This window comes from Herbaspirillum aquaticum, from assembly GCF_002213425.1.
Taxonomy (GTDB): domain Bacteria; phylum Pseudomonadota; class Gammaproteobacteria; order Burkholderiales; family Burkholderiaceae_D; genus Herbaspirillum; species Herbaspirillum aquaticum.
Genome location: NZ_NJGV01000005.1, coordinates 290,119 through 313,924, shown reverse-complemented (window position 1 = coordinate 313,924; position 23,806 = coordinate 290,119). Strand labels below are relative to the sequence as shown.

Annotated in this window: 8 protein-coding genes; 6 read left to right on the top strand and 2 right to left on the bottom strand. The window is 62.7% G+C overall.

Translation table 11 applies throughout. From position 1 onward, the window contains the following. The first annotated feature begins 4 nt into the window (after window positions 1-4). The 5 genes from CEJ45_RS07425 to CEJ45_RS24485 all read left to right on the top strand — a co-directional run bounded on the left by CEJ45_RS07425 (window position 5) and on the right by CEJ45_RS24485 (window position 4,318). Entirely contained in the window at window positions 5-811 is an 807-nt protein-coding gene (locus CEJ45_RS07425; RefSeq protein WP_088754522.1) for an abortive infection family protein, read from the top strand. Between the two features lie 1,137 nt (window positions 812-1,948). Continuing rightward, on the top strand, window positions 1,949-2,086 hold the full coding sequence (locus CEJ45_RS24805; RefSeq protein WP_158214907.1) for a hypothetical protein: 138 nt from the start codon (window positions 1,949-1,951) through the stop codon (window positions 2,084-2,086). A 19-nt stretch (window positions 2,087-2,105) separates the two neighbouring features. After that, window positions 2,106-2,402, top strand: a complete 297-nt coding sequence (locus CEJ45_RS07420) for a helix-turn-helix domain-containing protein (RefSeq protein ID WP_088754521.1) — start codon at window positions 2,106-2,108, stop codon at window positions 2,400-2,402. Between the two features lie 315 nt (window positions 2,403-2,717). Further along, the gene (locus CEJ45_RS07415) at window positions 2,718-3,938 is read left to right on the top strand and encodes a site-specific integrase (protein ID WP_088754520.1); all 1,221 of its coding nucleotides are present in this window, start codon (window positions 2,718-2,720) and stop codon (window positions 3,936-3,938) included. Then, entirely contained in the window at window positions 3,938-4,318 is a 381-nt protein-coding gene (locus tag CEJ45_RS24485; protein WP_141106964.1) for a hypothetical protein, read from the top strand. The genes CEJ45_RS07415 and CEJ45_RS24485 overlap by 1 nt, the downstream gene beginning before the upstream one ends. 264 nt (window positions 4,319-4,582) lie before the next feature. On the opposite strand, the gene CEJ45_RS07410 is transcribed toward CEJ45_RS24485, so the two are convergent. Beyond that, window positions 4,583-5,299, bottom strand: coding sequence for a 4'-phosphopantetheinyl transferase family protein (locus CEJ45_RS07410; protein ID WP_158214906.1), 717 nt, complete (start codon window positions 5,297-5,299; stop codon window positions 4,583-4,585). 12 nt (window positions 5,300-5,311) lie between these two features. Then, window positions 5,312-10,978 carry a non-ribosomal peptide synthetase gene (locus tag CEJ45_RS07405; RefSeq protein ID WP_158214905.1) on the bottom strand — a complete coding sequence of 1,889 codons (5,667 nt, stop codon included), beginning with the start codon at window positions 10,976-10,978 and terminating at the stop codon, window positions 5,312-5,314. 299 nt (window positions 10,979-11,277) lie between these two features. On the opposite strand from CEJ45_RS07405, the gene CEJ45_RS07400 reads away from it, so the two are divergent. Next, on the top strand, window positions 11,278-23,796 hold the full coding sequence (locus tag CEJ45_RS07400; RefSeq protein ID WP_158214904.1) for a non-ribosomal peptide synthetase/type I polyketide synthase: 12,519 nt from the start codon (window positions 11,278-11,280) through the stop codon (window positions 23,794-23,796). Window positions 23,797-23,806: the final 10 nt, after the last annotated feature.

The following is a 23,806-nucleotide window of genomic DNA, read 5'->3' as shown; positions in this document are numbered from 1 at the left end:
CCAAATGAGGCAGCTTATTCCGTCACCAGTAATTTCGGTAGTAGCAGATACCTGTACGGCCAGAGAGACACATGCATCTCTCGACAGTCTTTTCGCATACGCCGACGCGCCAGGAGAGCCGCCCGATGGAAGTAAGCACGTAAAAGCCCTTGAATGGCTCCGTCGTACAAACAAGGACCACTCCGTCGATCCGTTAGCAGTGCTCGGGCGGCTGATCGAGAACTATATGGAGCAGCCAATTGGAACCTGGAATGATGGTTCGGATGCAAAGAAAATTGAAGCGATCCTGGCGCAATGCAAACTACGTTATGTAACTGGTGGAAAAGTCGTAGCCGCGCAGATGAGCGCAGCCGCATCTCGCACGCTCGAAACCTTGCTAAAGTCTTTCGACTATCGAGCCATTGACGAAGAGTTTTCTAGGGCGCTGGAGAACGTTCAATCGGAACCGCGTGAAGCGGTTTCGGCTGCGAGCAATATATTGGAGTCTTTTTGCAAGGTATTTATCGCAGAAAACTCGTTGGAACTGCCGGCCAAGCAAGATCTGAAACCACTTTGGACTGTGGTTCGCAAGCATTTAGGATTCGATCCATCGGCCATTGCCGATACCGACCTGCAGACTATTCTAACTGGTATGCTGGCCACGGTTGAGGGCATCGCAGCATTGCGTACCCACGCCAGTTCAGCGCATGGTGCTGGCGTTACGTCCTATCGTATTGAGCCCCGTCATGCTCGACTCGCCATCCATGCTGCACACACTATTACCTTGTTCGCACTGGAGACCTGGGAAAAGCGGCGTAAGAGTGCAGGCTAATTGTTTCGCAAGATCACCACATACGCTGGTCGGCTACGCGAACAGGCACAAGGGCTAATGCTGCAAGTTAGGCCCGACAAAGGAACAGCATGATGCAAATCGGAACTCTATAATTCCATGAATCCACTACGTGAGCGCATCCGAGAAGAACGAGAAATTTTCCGCATGATAGGGCCGCGCGCATTTAGGCGGAAACGGTTCATTGCGAAGAGAGATTTACGCCCGCTACGGACCGTAATTCGACGATCAATACCGCTGAAACCAAATCCCAAGTGGAGCACCGTACGCGCCCCAAGGGGGCTGTGCCTGCTGGATAATTTTGCGCCCAGACTATGGCAACCGGTGACGGGGGATTGGCCGCCGTTCTGATCACTGCCTGCGGCGGGGCATCTAAAATCGCCGTGGCGCGGTGAATGGGCACCATCTCGCGCACGATAGCCAGCCCGAGCTCGGCCTCGGCAATGTGTCCTTATATTGGCTGACTCCCTATGGGGGGAGGGACCGATTCAGCGCGGGGATTCAGAAAGAAAATATACGAGGCCTCACCAATAGCTTGAAAAAGCTTTTTCAATCAATGGCTTAGGGACTTTTTGGCCAAAATTTCAGGAATCCCGGCCGACCCTTTAAATAGCCAATTTAGCACCTTCTTTATGCTCCCACGGCATAAAGAGGGCAACCTTAATCACTTTCAGGATTGTGTGTCATTTCCGGCTTTATCCCGGCATGGCCCCTAGAGGTGACGCGGTGTAGGAGAATGCAAATTTGCCATTTCTGATATTGAGGCTTTTAATGGGAAAGAAGCTGTAGCTGTGCCAGAACGATGCCGAGACGCGGCAGGGGCAGCTCTACTTCATAGAGTAGAAAATGGAAAATAAAACGACCTATCGCTGTACCGCGTGCCGCGAAATGTTTCCGCCCGAATACAACGGTGAGCCAGGAGTTGTTTGTGGCTCCTGTGGAGGTCCGGCTAAGACCATCGAATTGCACCTTCACGATACGATCGGTCCAATACGGGAATCATTCGAGGTGAAATCCAAGAACGACAAGATGCCTAGCAAAAGAAAACTACGGCGACACCTCCGTATAGGACAGGAAATGTCCCAGAAACTAGGCAGGTACGTCGACAAGGTTTGGGATATGAATCGAGATACCGATCGATATTATGAGCACATCGTGGATCCTGAAACTGGTGAAACCATTCACCACTGCGATGAGCCGTTAAGTGCTCATATTGGCCATGGCTACGCCAAACCAAAATCTGATCATGAACAGTAATTAAGTGGAGACTGATGGCATGACCGAAATCGACGCTATTCACATCAGCAGCGGCAACGTGTTTTCCGATTTGGGTTTCGCTCCAGATGATGCTGCTGTGATGCTAATACGCATCGAAGTAGCCGCGGCAATAATAAAACGTATTCGGAAGAACGGTTGGGCATCAACCCAGGCTGCGCGCGAACTCGACATTCCAGAGCGACTCGTATCTCAGATCATTAACACCGATCTGACAAGCATGAGCCTAGATACGCTGTGGACCATAGCGGTGAGGTCAGGACTGAATATAGAGCTAAGACTGCTCGAGAAGGACTGATTTTTCGTTCACCACCCAATTGCTTGAAAGCCAGAGGCTTGAATTTGATCACTCAAATTGACTGACGCCTCGGTTGTTGGAAGTCGGGGCAGAAGCATCAGTTTTACAAAGTTAGTACTTAAACATTTACAAAGTTCGTACTATGGACGTACGCAGATTGTTGCTTGATACAGTCGACTTGCAAACGATGTTTTACATAATACAAATTATGCGAAGGGATGGTAGTTTTAAAAGTGTTGCGTTGTTCTTATAAGCTACTGAGAATTTGCAGCACAAATGGTACTTTTCTGCGTTGCCGGCTAACAGGAACGCAAGATGCTCATCCAGCTTTCAAAGACAAATGTGCCCCGCAACCTTCGGGGGCCCGTTTTAATTGACTCATTCGGATTCCCTCGATATTGGGCAGCTGTGTGGTCAACGGTTTCCGCGGCCGGGCTTGCCGAGTCCACTCATCTTAAGAAACTCCGCCACATTGAGAGTCTCTACTGCCATTCGGATCAACTACTCGGCCAGTCTGCTCTTGATGATGCTTTGGGAAACCTCGACGAGCACGCACTGAGCAACATTCTGGAGTCATGGTTCGTTTCTATTCGCAATCGTCCCAAGACCACCGGTACTGACGAAAAACGTTGGCAAACTGGCTTAGATTTTGTTTCTTCTGTGGTCTCATGGGTATCGAAAAGTCATGCAGATAATACGATGCGAAGTATTGAAGAGCGGCTGCAGCGTCTATCTATCCTTTATCGCCAGCTACACGTCAGTAAAGCCAAACCTATCGAATCGATCCGGTCTTTACCTGCAACCACCGTGCAGGCGCTTCATGAAATGCTAGATCCTCAATCTCTGACAAATCCCTTTCCACGAATTCGGACTCGTTGGAGGGTTTATGTATCTTTCATACTGATGCTACATCAGGGACTTCGGCGCGGAGAGGTTCTGTTGCTGCCGGTGGACGGTGTCAAGGTCATGTACGACTCTAAGCAAGGTCGAAATCGATACTGGATCAATGTTCAAGAAAACCCTTACGAGGAAAGCGGCACGGATCCCCGCTATTCCAAGCCGAGCATCAAGACTTCATCATCACATCGCCAGATCCCAGTTAGCGAATTGACAGCAAAAATTATAGATACCTACACGCAGAATTATCGTGGGCGTCCAAGGCATTCTTTTCTACTGAATTCCCAGTCAAATATGCCTTTATCGACTGAGGCGCTAACAAAAGTTTTCGCACATGCATCGGCTCAATTATCGGCCGCTGCCGTGAAAGAGCTGATGGATCGATCAGGCAAAAAATCTGTCACACCACACGACTTGCGTCATACCAGTGCTGTAATGCGGCTTCATCAATTGCTTCGGCAAGGAGACTCAATGGATGAAGCACTGCAGAAGCTGCGCACATTCTTCGGTTGGTCAAGAACGTCGTCCATGCCATCGCGCTATGCACGAGCGGTGTTCGAAGATCGGCTTGCTTCTGTGTGGAATGACGCATTTGATGAGCGCGTTGCTCTCCTACGATCATTGCCGGAGGGACGTTGATGGAACAACTTCAGCTGCCCGAATTTGGAGGGCTCAACGACCGTGGAAACGTGCTTTCTGAATTATGCAGTTGCTTGCCGAGTTTGCCTTCTACTCTCCGTTATTATGATGAATTCAATGACGTGACGAGGTCAATAAGCAATCCGCAAGAGCGACCAAACTTCGAACTTATGATTAACGGAAAATCGATCCGATTGGACTTTACTCATATCAGTTCCGATTGCCGCACAATCTTTAAACATGTTTTTGCGTTTGCGCTTTCAAAAGATTTAAGCATTCAGACTAGCTCCAGCGCACCTCACCAAAAAGCGCTCGCGGACGAACTTGTGTCGACGGTATCGCAAATCTCCACGTCCGCCGATCTTGTTCCAAGCGATTGATTTTATGATTTCAATGTCGGCGTCTTCGAGCCAAGGGTTGGACTAATCTTTCATCCCCGAAACGGGCAAAGGCGTTTCACTGCCCTCCCCCCTAACACTTGCGTGAGCATTTTAACCAAGGGGTTCATGGAGGATCCAGCAGACAATATCCAGACAAATCCCATTACAGCAGGGCAAGGCCCACCGCTATGGTCAGTCCAAGCAATGTCGTTCTAACTCACCATCGATAGGTAGGTGCGCATCTACCGCTGCAGCGGCTGTGCTCTAAGAGCATGCGATCCAGGTAAGCAACTGCCGGGCGCCAGCAAAAAATCCGCCCGTGAATTGTTTGCCTTGCAGCAAGTCTTCGCCCAGATCTTGATTCAATCGCAGGGTGAAGCGATGGCTCAGGTCATCCACTGCGCACAACTGCGCGCAGTGAAAATCAAAGAAATGGCCCACTTTTGCAAACAATGCCTTGTAGAGGGATTCCTTGGCCGAAAATGCGAGCGTCAGCAAGCGCTCACTGGGCCAGTGGGCGGCCAGGCCATCGAGCTCGTCCGGCAGGATGATGCGGGACTGAACGGTGCTTGCGGTGGCAGTTGGCATCCACTGCTCCAGGTCCAGCCCCAGGAGCCTGCCGGTCCGGTCCGGCCAGAGGGCAACCACAACACGGTTGCCGCTGTGCGTGATCGATCCCTGCCAGCCCACAGGCCAGACCGGCTGGCGTTGCGGCCCGATGGCCACTTGCCCCTCTTGTCCCTCTACCTGCAACAGCAGGCGGCACAGGTAGCGTCCGGCCAGATACTCGGCCTTGCGTTTGACCACCGCACCCATGATCTGCGCAGGCTGCGCCATACCGAGGGCCGCATAAAGCCCGTCGTGATAGGCCTCGCGGTCGAACGTGCAGGTCAATACCCGCAACTGCGAGCCGGTCTCCAGGGATAACGGCGTGATGGTCGGTATGAAACTGCGCATCTGCGTGCCGGCGTCGGAAAGCAAGACCTCCATGCGCTAGCCCAACGACTGCCTGATCAGTGCCGCGAGTTCAGCGGCCCGTATGCTTTGCCAGTGATCGCCCGGCAAGCTCAGGCAGCGGGCGCGTGAGCACAAGCTGGCGGGCCAGACAGTCGTGATGTCAGCCCAGACCTGGCGCTGCTGGGCAGCCTTGCACAGGTAAACCGCCTCTACGAAATCAAAGCTCTCGGGCAACTGGTACCGCACCATGGCTGCGATGCTGTCGCGTACACCATCGATGTACCGGCGCAAGGCCGTGTCGTCCAGTTGATCTGCCAAGGGCTGCTTCGCTAGCATCTGACGCCAGCAGGCCAACTTGGCGGCAGGAGCGAGGGCCTCGTACTGGATCGCATCGACGTCCATCGTTGCGCCCTCTTCCGGAAGAAAGGAAAGCAGCAGGCCGTATTCACTGGCCGCCAGGGACTGCATGACGCTCTGGTCCACCGGATCAATCAGCCATAGCGCCGCAGCGCGACTGCCGGTGAGCGCAAGATGCTGCCTGGCCATTTCAATGGCGGTGTAGGCGCCCATGGACCAGCCCAGGTAAGCGGTAGTGGAGTTACGTTCTGTTTCGGGTAACTGGCCGTGATAATGCTGCGCCATCGCTTCGATACTGCCTGCCATACTAGGCGGCAAGACTGCGGGCAACTCGGCGCCCAGGCAGCGGACCTGCCCTTGCAGCAGCCCTGCCAGAGCATGGTAGGACATGGCCTTGCCGTCACTGGCCGGCAGGCACAGCAACGTGGGCGCAGCGGGTGCGGCGGTATTGAGTGGGACCAGCCCAATGGCGGAGCTTGCCCCCCGGCGGTCGGCTTGCAGTTGCGCCAGCGCCTGCGCCTGTTGCTCAAGCCGGGAGGTATCGAAGAGCTGGCGGATCGGGATGCTGACCTGGAAGCGTTCCCGGATCGCCGCCGCCAGGCGCGTCACTAGAAGGCTGTCGCCGCCCAACTGGAAGAAATCGCTGTCGCGGCTGGTCACAGGCTGCTGCAGGATGTCTTGCCATATCGCTGCCAGGGTGCTTTCGCTGCCTGCGCGGACCGGCGTTTCAGGCTGCGCTGCCGATGGGCTGGCCGGCACCGGAGCGGGTAGCCGGCTGCGGTCCACCTTGCCATTGGCCGACAAGGGCAGCGCATCGAGAGACTGCAGATGCGTGGGCAGCATGTAGGCCGGCAGGCGCTCGGCCAGATGCTGGCGAATGCTCTTGTCGTCACATGCCGCGACAGCCCTGCTCCACCGGGCCACCAACACTTGCTGGCCGACGAAGCCCATTTCGCTTTCCTCGGCGGGATAGGCACCGATGGGCTCGTATCCGCTTGCGCCCAATGCTTCGATCCACTCGTCAGTACCGCGCAGCCGGCTATGGCGATGCTGTGCCGCACCGTCCTGCGCCGCTTCCAGCACTGCAGCCACGGTAACCCATTGCAGCCTTTTTTGCCGCGTGGCCTCGCACAGCACCAGCAGGCCGTCCGGCTTGAGCAGACTGCCCAGGTAGGACAGTGAGGCATCCAGGTCCAGCGCGTTGTGCAGCACATTGGAGGCCAGGATCAGATCCAGCGAGGCCGGCGCAATGCCCTGATGCTCAGCGGTGCGGTCGATGTCGAACAGAGCGAAGCGGGCACCGGCATGCGTGCCGAATTTTTCCCGTCCGATCTGCAGGAAGAATTGGCTGAGGTCGGTGTAGTGGTAGAGGGACTGCGGGCTGGCTTGGGACAAGGCCGGCAAGGCGTACATGCTCAATCCGCCGACGCCGGCGCCGACTTCCATGAGTGCGAGAGGCCGAGCGCAGTGCTGCACCTGATGTTGCAGGCAACGCACTACGATGCCACCCAGGTAGGCGGCCACGATGTTGTCGCCATAGAGCCCCTCCGCGCCTTCGCGCGCCCCTTCGGGGAAGATCAGTTCGGTGGACATGAGCTGGCCGATGAGGCTGCGCCACAAGCTCGTCGCCGACTGGAACAGCCAGGCCAGGAAGGCCTGGCCATGATCCAGCCATCCAAGGCTGCCCTGCAAGCTCGTCCTGGCTTCGTTCAGAGCGGCTTGCAGCACGTCGCTGGATGGAAAACTGCGGGCGACCCGCCATTGCTGCCCGCCCAGCGGAACCAGCCATTGCTCGTCGCAAAGTATCTGCATCCATGCCTCCAGCACCGGCGCGTACCGTTGCTGGACAGCGTGATTGTCCAGCAGGGCTGCAAGCGAGAGTACTGCCCCCTGCCCGGCGCACAGCTTCAGCTGGATCAGGTTATGCAGGATCAACAAGGGCGCCAGTGCCTCGCTCTGTTGCTGGAAGCGTGCCAGCGCATCCCGGTCGGTGTCGCCCGGCAACTGGCTGGCGGCTTCCTGCAGGACTGGCGCAAGCAGCGATGGCAGGCCCGACAGTGGCACCGTGGTGGCGGTGGGCTCAGGGACCACGAAACCCGCCAGTTGCTGTGCTCCTGAGGGCGTACGCCAGACCGTGACGACCGACGCCTTCACGCCGGGGCAGCTGTTGAGCGCGGCCTCGATCTCGCCCAGCTCGATGCGGTAGCCGTTGAGCTTGACCTGGCTGTTGACCCGCCCGAGGAATTCGATGCAGCCATCCGGCCAGTACCTGGCCAAGTCGCCGGTGTTGTAGAGGCGGCCATGCCTGGGATGCTGGCTGAAGCTGGCCGAGGTCTGGTCGGGCGCATGCCAGTATTCTCGGGCCAGCCCCGCACCCGCGATGAACAGGCGGCCCGTGACCCAGTCGGGACAGTCGCGTCCTTGCGCATCCAGGATGTGGTATTGCTGATTGGCCAGGGGGAATCCATAGGGGATGGATTTCCATTCAGGCGCAATCTCTACGACCTCGAAACAGTTGGACCAGATCGCCGCTTCGGTGGCCCCTCCCAGGGCCAGCAAGCGCGCCTGCGGGGCATGCTGGCGCAGCGCCTGCGGCAGATCCAGTGCGATCCAGTCGCCACTGAGCATGACGCGGGTAAGGCTGGCGGGAATGCCGGCATCATCGTGTGCAGCCTGTTCCAGCAGCATGCGGCACAAGGCCGGCACCGAATTCCATACCGTGACCCGATGACGCTGCACCAGGTCCAGCCAATGCGGGGCATCGCGCAGTGCATCGGGCGCGGGCAGCACCAGCGCCGCGCCCTGGCTGAGGGTGGCAAAGACATCGTAGATGGCCAGATCGAAATGCAGCGCTGAAATGCCGAAGACCCGGTCAGCCGCCGATAGTCCAATGCGCTGGTCGATATCGGCCAGGGTATTGGCCGCGGCGCGATGGGTGATGGCCACCCCTTTGGGTTCACCAGTGGAGCCGGAGGTATAGATGATGTAGGCCAGGTCATCCAGCGCGCTCTGGTGTACCGGGCTGCTCAGGGGCGCGGTCGGCACGGCCTCCCATTGGGCAGGCGGTGTCATCAGAATGCGCGGGCAGCCGGGTTCTTCGATCGGTTCTGCGGGGTCCAGCAGGATGGCGTCGATACCCGCCCTTTCTACGATGGCCCGGGTGCGCTCGCGCCCTTGTCCTGTGGGCAGCGGCACCAGCACCGCGCCCACTGCCAGGATGGCCAGCGCCGCAGCGACCTGCATCGGGCCTTTGGGTAATGCGCATGCCACCAGATGGCCGGGCTGGATGTGGTGCGCTCTGAGCCGGTCCATGCCCTGTTCCACCAGGGCGCCAAGTTGTCCATAACTGATCTGATAGTGAGCGCCCAACAGCGCGGCCGCCGCTGGCTGGCGGCGGCACTGGGCAAAGAAGCCCGCATGCAGCGGACCGAGGGTGAAAGCGGTCGCGGTCTGGTTGACCTCGGTGCGCACACGCAACTGCGACTCCGGCAGCAACTGACCGACCGGCTGCTCCCACTGTTGTGGCTGCTGCGCCAGTCGATACAGCAACTGGCTGTAACTGTCGAACATGGCTTGCGCCATGCCTTCCGGGAAGAGCTGGCGGGTGATGATCCAGTTGTATTCGAGGCTGCCTTTGCGCACCATCACCTGATGATCCAGCCAGACCTGGGGCGTGCAGGTGTAGAGGAAGTCCGGCTCGCCCAAGGTATCGGCGCCCCGCACCAGCTCATCAAGGTCAATGCCCAGCAAGCTGGTGAAGACCACCGGCATGAGGCTTCCCGCCGCTGCATCAGTCGCATTCCTGCGGCCCAGTTCGCGCAGCACTTCCACGCCGCCGAAGCGGGTATGACCCAGGCATTGCCACAGGCTGGCCTGGACCTGGCGCGCACGTTCGACGAAGGATAGCGTGCCGCTGCAATCGAGCGTGAGCAGCAATACCGAGGTGAAGTCGCCCACCAGTTGGTCCACGTCCGGGTGGATGCGGCGGCGATTGAAGTGCGTCAGGTTCAGCGTGAACCGGGGATCCGCTGCCCAGGTGGCCAGCACTTCGGCAAAGGCCGTCAACAGCACTGCCGAGGGCGTGATCCCTTGTGCCGAAGCCAGCGCGGACAGCGATTGCCACGCGGTCTCGGGCAGGCGGTGCTGAAGCCGGATGAATTCGGGGTGGCTCAGTTCGGCCGGTACGCAGGCCAACGGCAACACGGGGGCGGGCGCGATCGTCTCGATGCGTTGCAGCCACCACTGGCGATCCTGCTGGTATTGCAACTGGTACTGCGGTTCCTGCTGGGCCAGCATGTAGTCGCGAAAGTTCAGGCCGATGGGATCGACACTGCGCTCTGGGTGGTGGTAGCGCTGCTCCAGCTCGGCCAGGACGATATGGAAGCTCTGCACATCAAACATGAGCAGGTCCAGATCCAGATGCAGGCGCACGATCCCGCCGGGCTCCAGGCTGGCAGACAGGTCGAACAGCGGCCCATGCTCGGCATCGAGCACCTGCGCGCACATCCTGGCGCGCTTGGCGGCCAGCGCTTCGGCCTGAACGCTGGGTGCTAGGTCGCGCCAGTCATCGACGGCGATGGCGTAATGGGGAAGCTCGGCCAGGATGCGCTGGCGCCCATCGGCGTCGATCACGGCGCGCATCATGCCGTGCCGGGCGATGATCTGGTTCCATGCCTGCTCCATGCGTTGCAGGTCCAGCCCCGCGATGCGCCACTCGAAATACACATGGCAGGACACCCCTCCCAGGGACAGGCTGTCGCCCCGGCCCAGCCAATAGGCGTGCTGGATATCGGTCAGGGGAAAGGACGGCAGGGAGGGTCCGAAGATGCAGCCATGGCAGCCGTCGGTCTGCACCTGCTCCAGCGGCTCAAGGCCAGTGAGACTGTCCGGCTGCGCACCGATGAGCAGCAGACGGCCCTGCGGCGCCAGCTGCGCCAGCAGCAAGGCGAGGCCGCTCTGCCATGGCTGTGCGCCCAGCGCATCCAGATGCACCACGATGAGCCCATACCCGGATGGATCACGTTGCGATGAACCTGCCTGCCAGTGCTGGTCGAGCAATGCCCAGTCGAGCGGAAGGCGGGTCTGCTTGCGCGCGGCCGACAGGCGCAGGCTGGAGAACAGTCCCACGGTGTAAGCCACTGTGTCTGCTGTGGCCGCTGAGACCGAGGCAGGCGCCCAGCGTGCGCTGATGAGGCGATAGAACGCCTCATCTTCCCACCCTACTTGCAGGCAGCGCAGCGGCTGCGGCTGGCCGGCCAGACCGACTTTTTCCAGCAGTGCCGACAGGCAGGCGGCGGCTGGGCGCACGCCCTGGCCATTGGAGCGCGGCTCACTTCGTTGACTCAACACAGGCATCCCCTTGCGACGTGAATTTTGCATACGCACCACCCGACGCAGGATGGTCGGGGATGCTCTTCCGGGCTGGGGAACAGGGCCGTCACGACAGGGCCGGAATTGTGGTCCGGAACTGCACTTGCGGCACAACAAAAATGACCTGGCAAAGCATCTTATCTAAAAAAATCCATATTGCAAATAGCAATCATTATCATTTAGTATGCCCTCGACCTGTACTTCATTTCACATCCGGGCGCCACCATCGGAGCCTGGCTGTGCTCTTTACATGCTGTTCAACTGAGGATTCCGCCATGACCGACCATGCCCACGACCTGAGTAGCAAACCCGCTTTGCCCGACTGGCTGGAGCATTGGGCCCGGCAGCATGGGGCGCGGGAAGCCCTGCATTTTTCCGACAACCGCCAGCAGCGGCTCAGTTATGGCGAACTCTCCGAGCGCGTGCGCGCACATGCCGCAGCGCTGCAACAGCGCTGGACGCCAGGGACGGTGGCGCTGATCCTGTTCCCCTCGGGACTGGACTACGTGGTCAGCCTGCTGGCCTGTTTCTATGCCGGCATCATCGCCGTGCCGGTCAATCTGCCGGGGGCAGCGCGGGTCAAGCGGGTGCTGGCCAAGATCGATGCCATCAGCGACGACTGCAAGCCGGCCTTCGTGCTCACGGGCGAAGCAATCGAACAGGCGTCAGGCGATGAGCTCAAGCAGTTTGCGGCCCGGCAGGCCATGGACATCGTCCATCTCGAATCGCTGGTGGCCGATGCGGCTGCATGGCAGCGTCCGGATGCGCTGAACGCGCAAGCCATCGCCTTCCTGCAATACACCTCGGGCTCGACCGGTCTGCCCAAGGGCGTGGTCAACCGCCACGGGCAATTGCTACACAACATCCAGTTCCAGCGCCGCCTGCTGGCGCCGCAAGGCCAGTCTTGTACGGTCGCGTCGTGGCTGCCGCTGTTCCATGACCTGGGTCTGATCATGGGCATCCTCGCACCGCTGGCGCTGGGTGGCAGGGCGCTGTACATGCCGCCGATGTCCTTCGTGGCCGCTCCCCTGGACTGGCTGCTACTGGCCAGCCGCGAGCGCGCCACCGTGCTTCCCTGTCCCAGCTTTGCGCTGCGAAGCTGCGTCAGCGCGCTGGCGAACGCCACGCCGGAGCAGCGCCGTGAACTGGACCTGTCCTCGGTGCATTGCCTCATGCCCGCCGCCGAACCGGTGCTGCCGGTGCATGTGCAGGGTTTCATCGACGCCTTTGCGCCCTACGGATTCACCGCCACCGCCATGCGCCCTGCCTACGGCCTTGCCGAAGCCACCCTGGTGGTATCGGCCAATACGCATGACCGCGGGCCCTGCCTGCTGGCCGTGGACCGGCAGGCCATCGAGCGCGATATCGTCATCCCTCATCCATCCGAGGAGCGCGCCCGCTGGTATGTGGGCAATGGCGACGACTTTGGCGCACAGGAAGTGCTGATCGTCAATCCCCAACAAAAGCGCCACCTGGGCCAGGACAAGGTGGGAGAAATCTGGGTGCGCGGACCCAGCGTGGCCGGGTGCTACTGGGGCAAGAACCAGAACGACGAAGCCTTTGCCGGAACACTGGCCGATGCCGCGCCGGGAGAACACCCCTTCCTGCGCACAGGCGATATGGGTTTCCTGCATGAGGGCCAGTTGTTTGTCACCGGACGGCGCAAGGACATGATGATCTTCCGTGGCCAATGCCACTACCCCAATGACATCGAGGCCAGCGCCAGCCAGTGTCATGCACTGGCTGTCGAGGACAGTGCGGCGGCGTTTTCCCTCAGCGATGACAGCGGTGAGGACAGGCTGGTGATCGTGCAGGAGGTGCGCAAGAGCGCACAGGCCCAGACCTCGGACTACGCCGAACTGGCCGCGACCATCCGCCAGACGGTGGCGCAGGAGCATCAGTTGAACGCGCATGCCATCATCCTGATCCGCAAAGGCACCCTGCCCCGCACCACCAGCGGCAAGATACGGCGGCGCACGGTCAGGCAGTCCTATCTCGCGCGCGAGCTGGTGGTTTTGCATGAGGACATCCTGACGCCCGCTGCACCGGCAGCAGTGCCAACGGCGCCAGCCTTCGATCTCTCCCTCCGGGGCTTGGGCCAATGGCTGGCGCAGCGCCTGGGCAATGTCTCCGCGCGTTCGCTGGACCCCGAGGTGAGCCTGTTCCAGTATGGCCTGGATTCGATGAGCGCCGTGGAGCTGACCGCCGCACTGGGCCGTGAACTGGGCCGCAACCTGCCCGACGATCTGCTCTACCAGCATCCCAGCATCCATGCATTGCTCAGACAGTTACGCGCCGATCTGAAGCCAGGCCCGGCTGCAGCAGCGCCGCAGGCCAGCGACATCGCACGAACAAGCGACATCGCCATCATCGGCATGGGCTTGCGGCTGCCCGGTCCGGACGGCGTCGACGTCGTCACCGAAGAGGCCCTCTGGGACATGCTGGTGCAGGGCAAGGACGCCATCCGCAGCATGCCGGCACAGCGCTTCCGCCAGCGCGACGATATCCCTGGGTTGGGCAGCTACCTGGAAGACATCGACCGCTTCGATGCGCCCTTCTTCAAGATGTCGCCGCGCGAGGCCATCAATACCGATCCCCAGCAGCGACTGTTGCTGGAGGAGTGCTGGCACGCGCTGGAAAATGCGGGACTGACTCCCTCCTCGCTCAAGGGCAGCGACACCGGCGTCTTCGTCGGCATCGGCACGGCCGATTACGGCCACCTGCCTTTTGCCAGCGCCGACCCGGCGCACCTGGATGCGTACTACGGCACCGGCACCGTCTTTGCGGCGGCGGCGGGACGCCTGTCCTTCCACTTCGACTGGCATGGCCCGGCCATGTCGGTGGACACGGCTTGCTCCTCGGCCCATAGCGCGCTGCACCTGGCCGTGCAGAGCCTGCGCGCGGGTGAATGCCCGCTGGCCGTGGCCGCCGGGGTCAAGCTGCACCTGGTGCCCGAGATCGATGTGGTACTGAACAAGGCCGGCATGCTGGCTGCCGATGGTCGCTGCAAGACCATGGATGCGGCCGCCGACGGCTATGTGCGTGGCGAAGGTTGCCTGGTGCTGGTGCTCAAGCCGCTGCAACAGGCCCTGGCCGATGGCAATACCATCCGCGCCGTCATCCGCGACACGACCGTGCGCCAGGACGGCAGCGGCAGCAGCCTGTCGGCGCCCAATGGACAGGCTCAGTTCCAGCTGTTGCGCCGTTCGCTGCAACGGGCCGGACTGAGCCCGGCGCAAATCGACTATGTGGAAATGCACGGCACCGGCACTCGCCTTGGCGACCCGATCGAATATGACTCGCTGGCGCAGCTCTTTGCCGGGCGGGCAGACGATGACCCTCTGTGGCTGGGCTCCATCAAGACCAACATCGGCCACCTTGAAGCCGCTGCCGGGGCGGCGGGCATCGTCAAGACCATCCTGGCGCTGGAAAAGGGGCTGATTCCGCCGCTGGTCGGGCTCAATGAAGTCAACCCGCTGGTTGACCTGCAACGCATCCCTGCGCGGCTGCCGACGGCACCGCAGGCGTGGCCGCAACGCGCACCGGTCCGTCGCGCCGGTGTGACCTCCTATGGGTTTACCGGCACCATCGCCCACGTGGTGCTGGAACAGGCGCCGCCACCGCTGTCTTGCTCCCTGAGCACCGGGCAGCAGCAAGCCGCCGGGCCCTACGTCTTCCACTTCTCGGCCCAGACCGAGAGCGCCTTGCGCCAGTTGCTGGCGCGCTATCACGCCCATCTGCTGGACGCAGCCTACCCTCCCGCCCATCTGGCCAATACCTTGGCGCGACAGCGCGAACACCTGCCAGTGCGGCAGGCCCTGGTCGCGCAGGATATCGCCCAGCTACGCACATTGCTGGCCCAACCTGTGGAGGACGGCACACCCGCCACGCAGCCGCCCCGCATCGCGATGATGTTTACCGGCCAGGGAGCGCAATACATCGGGATGGGCCGGCAACTCCATGAGCAACAGCCGGTATTTCGCGCCGCCCTGGACGAGGTCGATACATTGATGCTGCCCTATCTGGGCCGCTCCCTCATCGATCTCATGCACCACGGCGAGGAAGCATTGCTGCAACAGACCTGTCACGCACAGCCCGCCTTGTTTGCCATTGAGTACGCACTGGCGCGGCTGTGGCTGCACCTGGGGGTAGCGCCGGTGGCGGTGATGGGCCACTCCATCGGCGAATTCGCCGCCATGGTGATCGCCGGGGCCTTGCCACTGGAACAGGCCTGCCGTCTCATCGTACGTCGCGGCCAGCTGATGCAGGCGCTGCCTGAGGGCGGCAAGATGCTGGCGGCCCGCCTCACCGAAGCACAGGCCAGCGATCATCTGCGGCAGCTGCCGCCGGCCTTGCAGGAAGAGCTGGCCATTGCGGCCATCAACGGCCAGCAGGATGTGGTCTTTTCCGGTTCTGGCAGCGCCATTGCCGTGCTGGCCGAACAGTTGGCCGGCGCAGGCTGCCACTGCCGCGCCCTGAGCGTGTCGCATGCCTTCCATTCGCCCTTGCTCGATCCGATGCTGCAAGAATGGGAGCAGGAGTGTCAGTCGGTCATGTCCAGCGCCCCCGCCACGGCCATGCTCTCCACCCTGACCGGAAGTTGGCTGCAGGAGGCGCCCTCGCCCCACTACCTGCGCCAGCATGCGCGCGAGCCAGTGCGCTTCCACCAGGCCCTGCAGGCGCTGGCCGAGGTGGTCGACGTGGTGCTGGAAGTGGGACCGCATGCCGTGCTCACGGCCCTGGCGCAGCGCAGCCCGTTGTCCAGCCCCGTGCAGTTCGTGGCCAGCCTGCTGCGGCAGCAGGATGATGGCCAGAGCATGGCGCACAGTTGTGCCGCCCTGTACCGGGTGGGTCAGGACTTCCTCTGGGAGCATAGCCACCCCGGCCCCACCGTGGCCGCCCACACGCTGCCGTCCTATCCCTTCGACCGCCATTCCTACTGGCTCGAATACGACGAAGATGCTCCCCGCCATGCACCGCTGGCGCTGCCCCCCCGGCCTCTGCCGGCGCAGGCGGCGGCGGTCCCGCTCTACCAGATCAGCTGGGAAGCCTGGAACCCACCGCAGCCCGGAACAAGCGATCCGGCGCCGGGCCTGTGGCTGGCCAGTGCGCACCAGCACGGGGGCGCATCGGCGCTGGCATGGCGCTGGTTCGATCCGGACCAGCAGACGCAGCTTCCCGGAAATGACGACATGCTGGTCTTCCTGGCGCGGGCCAGCGATGAAGCCGCGCCGTTTGCCCACGACGATATCTGGCATCTGGTGCGCTGCCTGCAGACCCTGCAACTCCATGCGCGCACGCCCGCCATTGTGTTGCTGACCGAACGGGGACAGGCCGTGGCCGGAAACCAAGTTCATCCCGGCCAGGCCGCCCTGTGGGGAAGTGCGCGGGCGCTGGCGCTGGAGTATCCGGCGGTACGCTGGCTGATGATCGACAGCGAGCATGCGGCAGACCTGGACTGGATCGCGGCCCAGGCCGCGCAATGGCAAGCGTGGCTGCCGCAGGAAAATGCCCTGGCCTGGCGACAAGGCCAATGGTGGACGCCAAGACTGGCGCCGCTGCCAGAGATGGCGACGCCAGCCGACGCCACTTTCCGCGCCGATCCGGCCGGACTGTATCTGGTGGCTGGCGCCAACGGTGCGCTCGGGCGGCATATGGTGGACTGGCTGGCGCGACATGGTGCGCGCCATCTGGTGCTGCTGGCGCGTCAGCCGGCCAGCGGGGTGCAGGCGCGGCGGCTGGCCCTGCTGCAGCAACAGGGTATCCGGATTGATCAGGTGCAGGCCGATATCGCTGAGGCAGCCTCCATGCAGCAGGCCTGGCACAGGATTGCTGCATGCGAAGAAGAAAGCGGCCATACCCTGTCTGCCCTCTTCCACTGCGCCGGCACCAGCGTCTTCCGCGAACTGGCGCTACTGACCGCAGAAGACTACGAGCGCGTAAGCAGCGCCAAGGTCGAGGGCGCGTGGAACCTGCACCGCCTGAGCCTGCAACGGCCACAGGCCAGCCTGATCTGTTTTAGCTCCATCTCCGGCATCTGGGGTTCGCGCCTGCAGATTCCATATGGCGCGGCCAATGCCTTCGAAGACGCCCTGATCCGCCTGCGCCGCCAGCAAGGGCTGCCGGGCATGGCCATTGCTTGGGGGCCCTGGGGCGGTGGCGGCATGTCCGACGTGGATGAATCCCTGCTGCAGTTGTTGCGGGCCGCAGGCATCCGGCGCCTGAGCCCCGAACATTACCTGCAGCGGCTCGGGCAACTGCTGTCCTGCCCCAGCCAGCTGGCCGATGGCTGCGCAGTGGCGGTGCAGGCCGACTGGTCCAGACTGATCGCCCTCATGACGCTGTATCAGCCCCTGGCCTTGTTCAGCCGCTGCCAGGACTTGCTTGGCCAGCGCCAGCCAGGGGCACTGGCGCAAGCGCTCGATACTGCTGACCGGGCCGCGCTGGCCGCCGCCATCCCCGGCTTCGTCACCGCCGAACTCTCGCGCATCCTGCGCATGAGCCCGGCCGAACTCACCCCGGACGCTTCGCTGCTGCGCCTGGGCATGGACTCCATCCTGATCATGGAGCTGGCGCGCCAGTGCGAGCTGACGCTGGGCATCCGCTGCGAGCTCAAGGCCCTGTTCGAACACACCACGGCGGCCTCGCTCACCGACTACCTGTTGCAACAGGCACAGCAGCAGGTCCAGGCGTGTGCCAGCGCGTCCATGGCGGCTGCTGAACCTATCCATGCTGATCCCGCACAGGCCGACCAACCCTTCGTGCTGACCGAACTGCAGCACGCCTACTGGGTCGGCCGGCAAAGCCATTACGCCCTGGGCGGCGTGGCCTGTCATGCCTATCTCGAAGCCGACGCCGGCCACGGCCTGGACAGCGCACGGCTGGAGCGTTGCTGGAACGTGCTCATTGCCCGGCATGGCGCCTTGCGCATTGTCATCGGTAGCGACGGTCTGCAACGGATCCTGCCGCAGACGCCCCATTATGCGATCCAGGTGGCAGACTGCCGCCAGCACAGCCAGGCGCAAACCGACGCATTGCAGACACAGTGGCGCCAGGCCATGTCGCACCAGGTGATGGACAGCCAGCAATGGCCGCTGTTCGATGTGCGCGTGATGCACTGCCCGGAAGGCCGCAGCCGCCTCTTCATCGGCATCGACATGCTTATCAACGACGCCACCAGCGGCCAGATCCTGTGGGAAGAACTGGCGGCCCTGTACCAGGCCGATGGCGATGCGCAAGCAGCGGGACTGCGCCCCTTTAGCATCAGCTTCCGCGACTATATCCAGGCCAAGTACCAGCACAGCACGGCCCGCCAGGCTGCACGCGAAGAGGCGCGCCAGTTCTGGCTGGAACAATTACCGAGCTTGCCGGCCGCGCCGCAGTTGCCGCTGCGCCACGAAGCCCTGCAGCAGCACCAGCCGCGCTTTAGCCGACGTCAGCACCGGCTCGACGCTCACCAGTGGAGCCGGCTGCGCGAGCAGGCTGCAAGCGTGAACTGCACCCCGGCGGCCTTGCTCATCACGGCCTTTGCCGAAGTGCTGGCAGCCTGGAGCAGTGAGAAGCGCTTTACGCTGAACCTGACCACTTTTGACCGTCTGCCCTGGCATGAGGATGTGCCGCATCTGCTGGGTGACTTCACTGCCGTCACCCTGCTGCCGCTGGACCTGTCCTCACGCAGCGGCTTTGCCCGGCGGGCCGCGGCGGTCAATGGCAGCATCCTGGCTTATCTGCAGCACCGGGCCTTCAGCGCCGTAGACGTGCTGCGCGAATGGAACCGGGGCCGCGAGCGGGCCGAGGCGCTGTCCATGCCGGTGGTCTTCACCAGCCAGCTGGGCATGAGCGATCCCACCAAGGGTGCGGCCCGCCAGAGTCCACTGGGCGAGGTGGTGTACGGCATCAGCCAGACTCCGCAGGTCTGGCTGGACCATCAGGCCTGTGAACAAGAAGGTGCGCTGGTGTTCAACTGGGATGTGATCGATGACCTGTTCCTGCCCGGCGTGGTCGATGCCATGTTCGATGCCTACTGTACGCTGCTGCACTACCTGGCCGCCGATCCGGCGCACTGGGAGAAGGCGCTTCTGGCCATGCTGCCGTTGCGCCAGCAACAGGTACGGCAAGCGGTCAATGATACCCCGGCGCCCTTGCCGCAAGCCTGCCTGGACCAGTTGTTCTTCTCGCGTGCGCAGCAACAGCCAGAGCAGCTCGCCCTGGTCAGCCGCGAGGGTCAATGGCGCTATGGCCAGCTTGCGCAATGGGCGCAGCGCCTGTCCCAGGCACTGCTGGCGGCCGGCGTGCGACCGGGCGACCGGGTCGCCGTGCTCATGCAGAAATGCAGCCAGCAGGTGGCGGCCTGTCTGGCCATCCAGCAATGCGGCGCGGCCTATGTGCCGGTCGATAGCAGCACCCCGGCCAGCCGGCTGCACAGCATCCTGGCCGGCAGCGCCATCCGGGTCGTGCTCAGCCGCAGCGCCGAGCGCGCTCACGTGCAATCCCTGCTCGATGGCCAGGAAACGATCCTGCTGGAAGCCGATGAAGACCAGCTGGCCAGCTATCCGGCCCACACGCCGGAGGCGCCGCGCAATCTGCACGATGCCGCCTATGTGATTTACACCTCAGGCTCCACCGGCACGCCCAAAGGCGTATTGATCGACCACATGGGTGCGGCCAATACGGTGCTGGATATCAACCGGCGCTTTGGCATCACTGCCGGGGACAAGGTACTGGGGCTGTCTTCACTCTACTTCGACCTGTCGGTCTATGACATCTTCGGTACGCTGGCCGCAGGCGGCACACTGGTACTGCCGGATCACGACAAGGTACGTGATCCGGGCCACTGGCTCAGGCTGATGCTGGAGCATGACGTCACCGTCTGGAACAGCGTACCGGCGTTGCTGGAATTGCTGCTGGACAGTGCCGAACAGAGCGGCCAGTCCCTGCCCGGACTGCGCCATGTCCTGCTGAGCGGCGACTGGATCTCGCTGGGCCTGCCGCCGCGCCTGCGCCAGGCCGCACCTGCGAGCCAGCTTATCGCCATGGGCGGCGCCACCGAAGCCTCGATCTGGTCGAACTGGTTTGCGGTGCAGGAAGTGGCCGCGCACTGGCGCTCCATTCCCTATGGCAAACCCTTGAGCAACCAGGCCTATCACGTCCTGGACGCCCACGGCCAGCCTTGCCCCGACTATGTGACGGGCGATCTCTACATCGCCGGCATCGGCCTGGCGGTGGGCTATGAGAACGATGCACAGAAGACGGCCAACAGCTTCATCCACATGCTCGATGGCCAACGCCTCTACCGCACCGGCGACCTGGCCCGCTACTGGGGCGATGGCAACCTGGAATTCCTGGGCCGCCGCGACTTCCAGGTCAAGATCGCGGGCAACCGCATCGAGCTTGGCGACATCGAGGCAGCGCTGCTGCGCTGCCCGGGCGTGCGCGAAGCAGTGGTCGATACCATCGGCACGCCACCGCAATTGAGACTGGCAGCCTGGGTGGTGCCACAGGGCGGTCCTTCGCCCATCCTGCAGGCGCTGGAGAGCCCCTTCACAGAGCCGGAGCGGCTCTGGCAGGACATCCTCTCGCACAGCCAGCAAGTGTTTGCCGGCCAGCCGGCGCAGGCTGAGCGTCTGCAGGACTTCTGGCAGCTGATGGATCAACTGGGGCTGCGGATGATGCATGACACCCTGGCGCAGGCAGGCATCACAGATCCCGCTGGCTGCAGCGCCGACCAGCTCATGCAGCAGACCGGCGCAGCACCGGTCTTTTTCAGCCTGCTGCAACGCTGGCGCACGCTGCTGGCGGCGCAGTCTGCCCCCCTGCCGGACTGGGCCGAACTGCGCGCGCTGGCCAGCGTGCAGCAACTCCCCGCCACGGTGCTGGATAGGCTGCAACACAGCGCCGCATTGCGGCTGGCCATCCTGCGCCAGCAGCGCGACGCCATGGAGTTGTTCTACAGCAGCGACGAGACCCTCTCGCCCGAGCAACTGACCCAGCTCAACCCGCTGGCCACCTGCGCCACCGCCGCTATGGCCGAAGCGATCCGGCGGCTTGCCCGTGCCAGTGCGCAACCGCTGCGCATCCTTGAAGTGGGGGGGCGCAGTGGCCTGGCCGCGCAGCAATTGTTGCTGCAGCTGGCCGGCTGCCCGCTGCATTACCACCTCAGCGATCCATCGCGCACACTGCTGGAACAGGCGCGCCAGCGGCTGTCCGCGCATCCTCATCCAGAACATCAGTTCAGTTTCGAGCTCACGCAAGCGCCGCAGCATGGCCCGCAGGCCGAACACGACATGGACCTGGTCGTGGCCTTCAATGCCCTGCACCGGGAGCGCGACATTGACGCTCTGCTGCGCGCCCTGCGCCAACGGCTGGCGCCTGGCGCTTGCCTGCTGGCCGTGGAGACCACCCGCAACAGCCACTTCCAGCTGGCCACCGTGGCCCTCTTGGAGCAGGGCTATACCCAGTTCGCCGACCAGCGCCAGCACAGCGGCGACGCCTTGCTCAGCGCCGACCAGTGGGTCAGCGCCTTCAACGAGGCTGGCTGGGAGCGGGCCGGCTGGAGCGGCATCCAGCCGGCTCCCCTGGGAGGACTGGCATTGTTGCTGGCGCAGCAGCGCGAACACGTCTACCGCTTCCAAAGTGCGCCCCTGCAACAGGCGCTGCAGCAGCTTCTGCCAGCCTACATGGTGCCCGGGGCGCTGATGGCGCTGGACGAGCTACCCCTGAGCGCCACCGGCAAGGTGGACCGCAAGCGCCTGCCCAGGCCGGCCATGCGTGCGGCACTGGCATCGGCCACCTCCGCCGTGGCCGACACTCCATTGGCCCAGCTCTGGCAACAAGCGCTGGGCGTGAGCACACTCACGCCCGACAGTGACTTCTTCGCCCTGGGTGGCGACAGCCTGATTGCGGTGCGTCTCATCGAGCGTATCCGTCATACCCTGCACGCCAATGTGGCGCTGACCGATCTGTTCGAGGCCTCGGGCTTTGGCGCTTTCGAGCGCCGCGTCCTGGCCGCACCTGCTATGGCAGAGACGCACAGTGCTGGCTTGCAGCCCGACCCTGCCCACTGGGCCGAGCCCTTCCCGCTGACCGATGTGCAACAGGCTTACTGGATAGGCCGCAAGGCAGGTTTCGAACTGGGCGGCATCTCGACCCATATCTATGCAGAGATCGAGGTGGAGGGCTTCTCCATCGAGCAGTTGCAATCGAGCTGGCAGGCCGTGGTCAGGCGCCACGGCATGCTGCGCGCTGTCATCAGCGACGATGGGCTGCAACAGTGCCTGCCCGAGGTGCCTCCCTACGTCATCACCTACCACGATCTGCGCCAGGCCGACGACGCGGCACGCCTGCATTGGCAAGAACAGACCCGCCAGCAGTTGTCGCATGCGGTCCACGACACCACGCGCTGGCCGCTCTTCGCCATTCACGCCGCCAGCCTGGACGCGCAGCGCATCCGCATCTGCATCAGCCTGGATAACCTGATCTGCGATGGCCGCTCCATGCGCCTGATCCTGGCGGAGTGGTCGGCCCGGCTGCGTCACCCGGAACAGTCATGGCCGCTGCTCAGCGCCAGCTTCCGCGACTATGTCCTGTTCCGCGAGGCCCAGCCGGTCAACCAGCAATCGCTGCATTACTGGCTCACACGCCTGCAACAGCTGCCGCCGCCACCTGTCCTGCCGATGCAGGCCAGGACCAGCGATGCGCTGCCGCATTTCACGCGGCGCCAGATGCGGCTGTCAGCGGATCGCTGGCAACGTCTGCAAGGCTTTGCCACCCAGCGCGGCCTGACCATCAATGCCCTGCTGCTGACGGCCTATGCCGAGCTCATTGCCCACTGGTCGGCGCGTGCCGACTTCACGCTGAGCCTGACCTTGTTCAATCGTCCCGCCGTCCATGCCGACATCGATGGCATGGTGGGCGACTTCACCTCGCTGGTCCTGTTTGCCTTCGACGCCAGCACGCCGGCCAGCTTCCAGCAACGCGCCACGGCCGTGCAAGGCCAGATGTGGCAAGACCTGGAACACCAGGATGTGTCGGCAGTGAGGGTGCTGCGCGAAGCGGCGCGCCAGCGCGGCCAGTTGAACATGGTGGCCGCGCCCGTGGTCTTCACCAGCGGGCTGGGCGTGGCCCAGGGGGGCGATGATCACGACAGCTGGCTGGGGGACTTCGTCTATAGCGTCAGCCAGACGCCCCAGGTCTGGCTGGACCAGCAACTGGTGGAGCGCCACGGCAGGCTGGAGTTGAGCTGGGACAGCGTCGATGGCCTCTTCCCGGAGGGCTTGCTCGATGAGATGTTCCATGCCTACGAACTGCTCTTGCACACCCTGGCCGACCATGACAGCGCCTGGGCCACACCGGCCACGTTGTTGCTGCCGGAGCGGCATGCGCGCCTGCTGGAGAGCACCGCCAGCGCGCCTGCGGCCAACGATGCCGCACCCCAGGCGCATCTGCCCGAGGCCATCGCCGACCAGTTGACCAGCCTGCTGGGGGAGCTGGTGGAATTGCCTGCCCATCTGCTGCAGCGGCGCGACGCCTTGTTGCAGACCAACTTCTTCGAACTGGGCGCCAGCTCGCTAGAGTTGATCCGCCTGCATCAACGCCTGCAGCATCGCTTTGACCTGGCCCTGCCGGTGGTCGATGTCTTCAGCCACACCACCCTGGCCAGCCTGGCGGCCCATCTGGGACGCCTGGCTGGCCAGCAGCAGCCCGCTGATCCTGCCGCCGCCCCGGACAGCGCTTCCCGCCTTGAACGCCGGCGCAACAATGACCGCGCCCAGAAACGCCGCGCACTCTCCGAATAAGGGCCTGATC

Excerpts from the sequence above, each read along its gene's own strand:
- CEJ45_RS07400 (WP_158214904.1), top strand. The coding sequence starts at position 11,278 with ATGACCGACCATGCCCACGACCTGAGTAGCAAACCCGCTTTGCCCGAC.
- CEJ45_RS24485 (WP_141106964.1), top strand. The coding sequence starts at position 3,938 with ATGGAACAACTTCAGCTGCCCGAATTTGGAGGGCTCAACGACCGTGGA.
- CEJ45_RS07425 (WP_088754522.1), top strand. The coding sequence starts at position 5 with ATGAGGCAGCTTATTCCGTCACCAGTAATTTCGGTAGTAGCAGATACC.
- CEJ45_RS24805 (WP_158214907.1), top strand. The coding sequence starts at position 1,949 with ATGAATCGAGATACCGATCGATATTATGAGCACATCGTGGATCCTGAA.
- CEJ45_RS07420 (WP_088754521.1), top strand. The coding sequence starts at position 2,106 with ATGACCGAAATCGACGCTATTCACATCAGCAGCGGCAACGTGTTTTCC.
- CEJ45_RS07415 (WP_088754520.1), top strand. The coding sequence starts at position 2,718 with ATGCTCATCCAGCTTTCAAAGACAAATGTGCCCCGCAACCTTCGGGGG.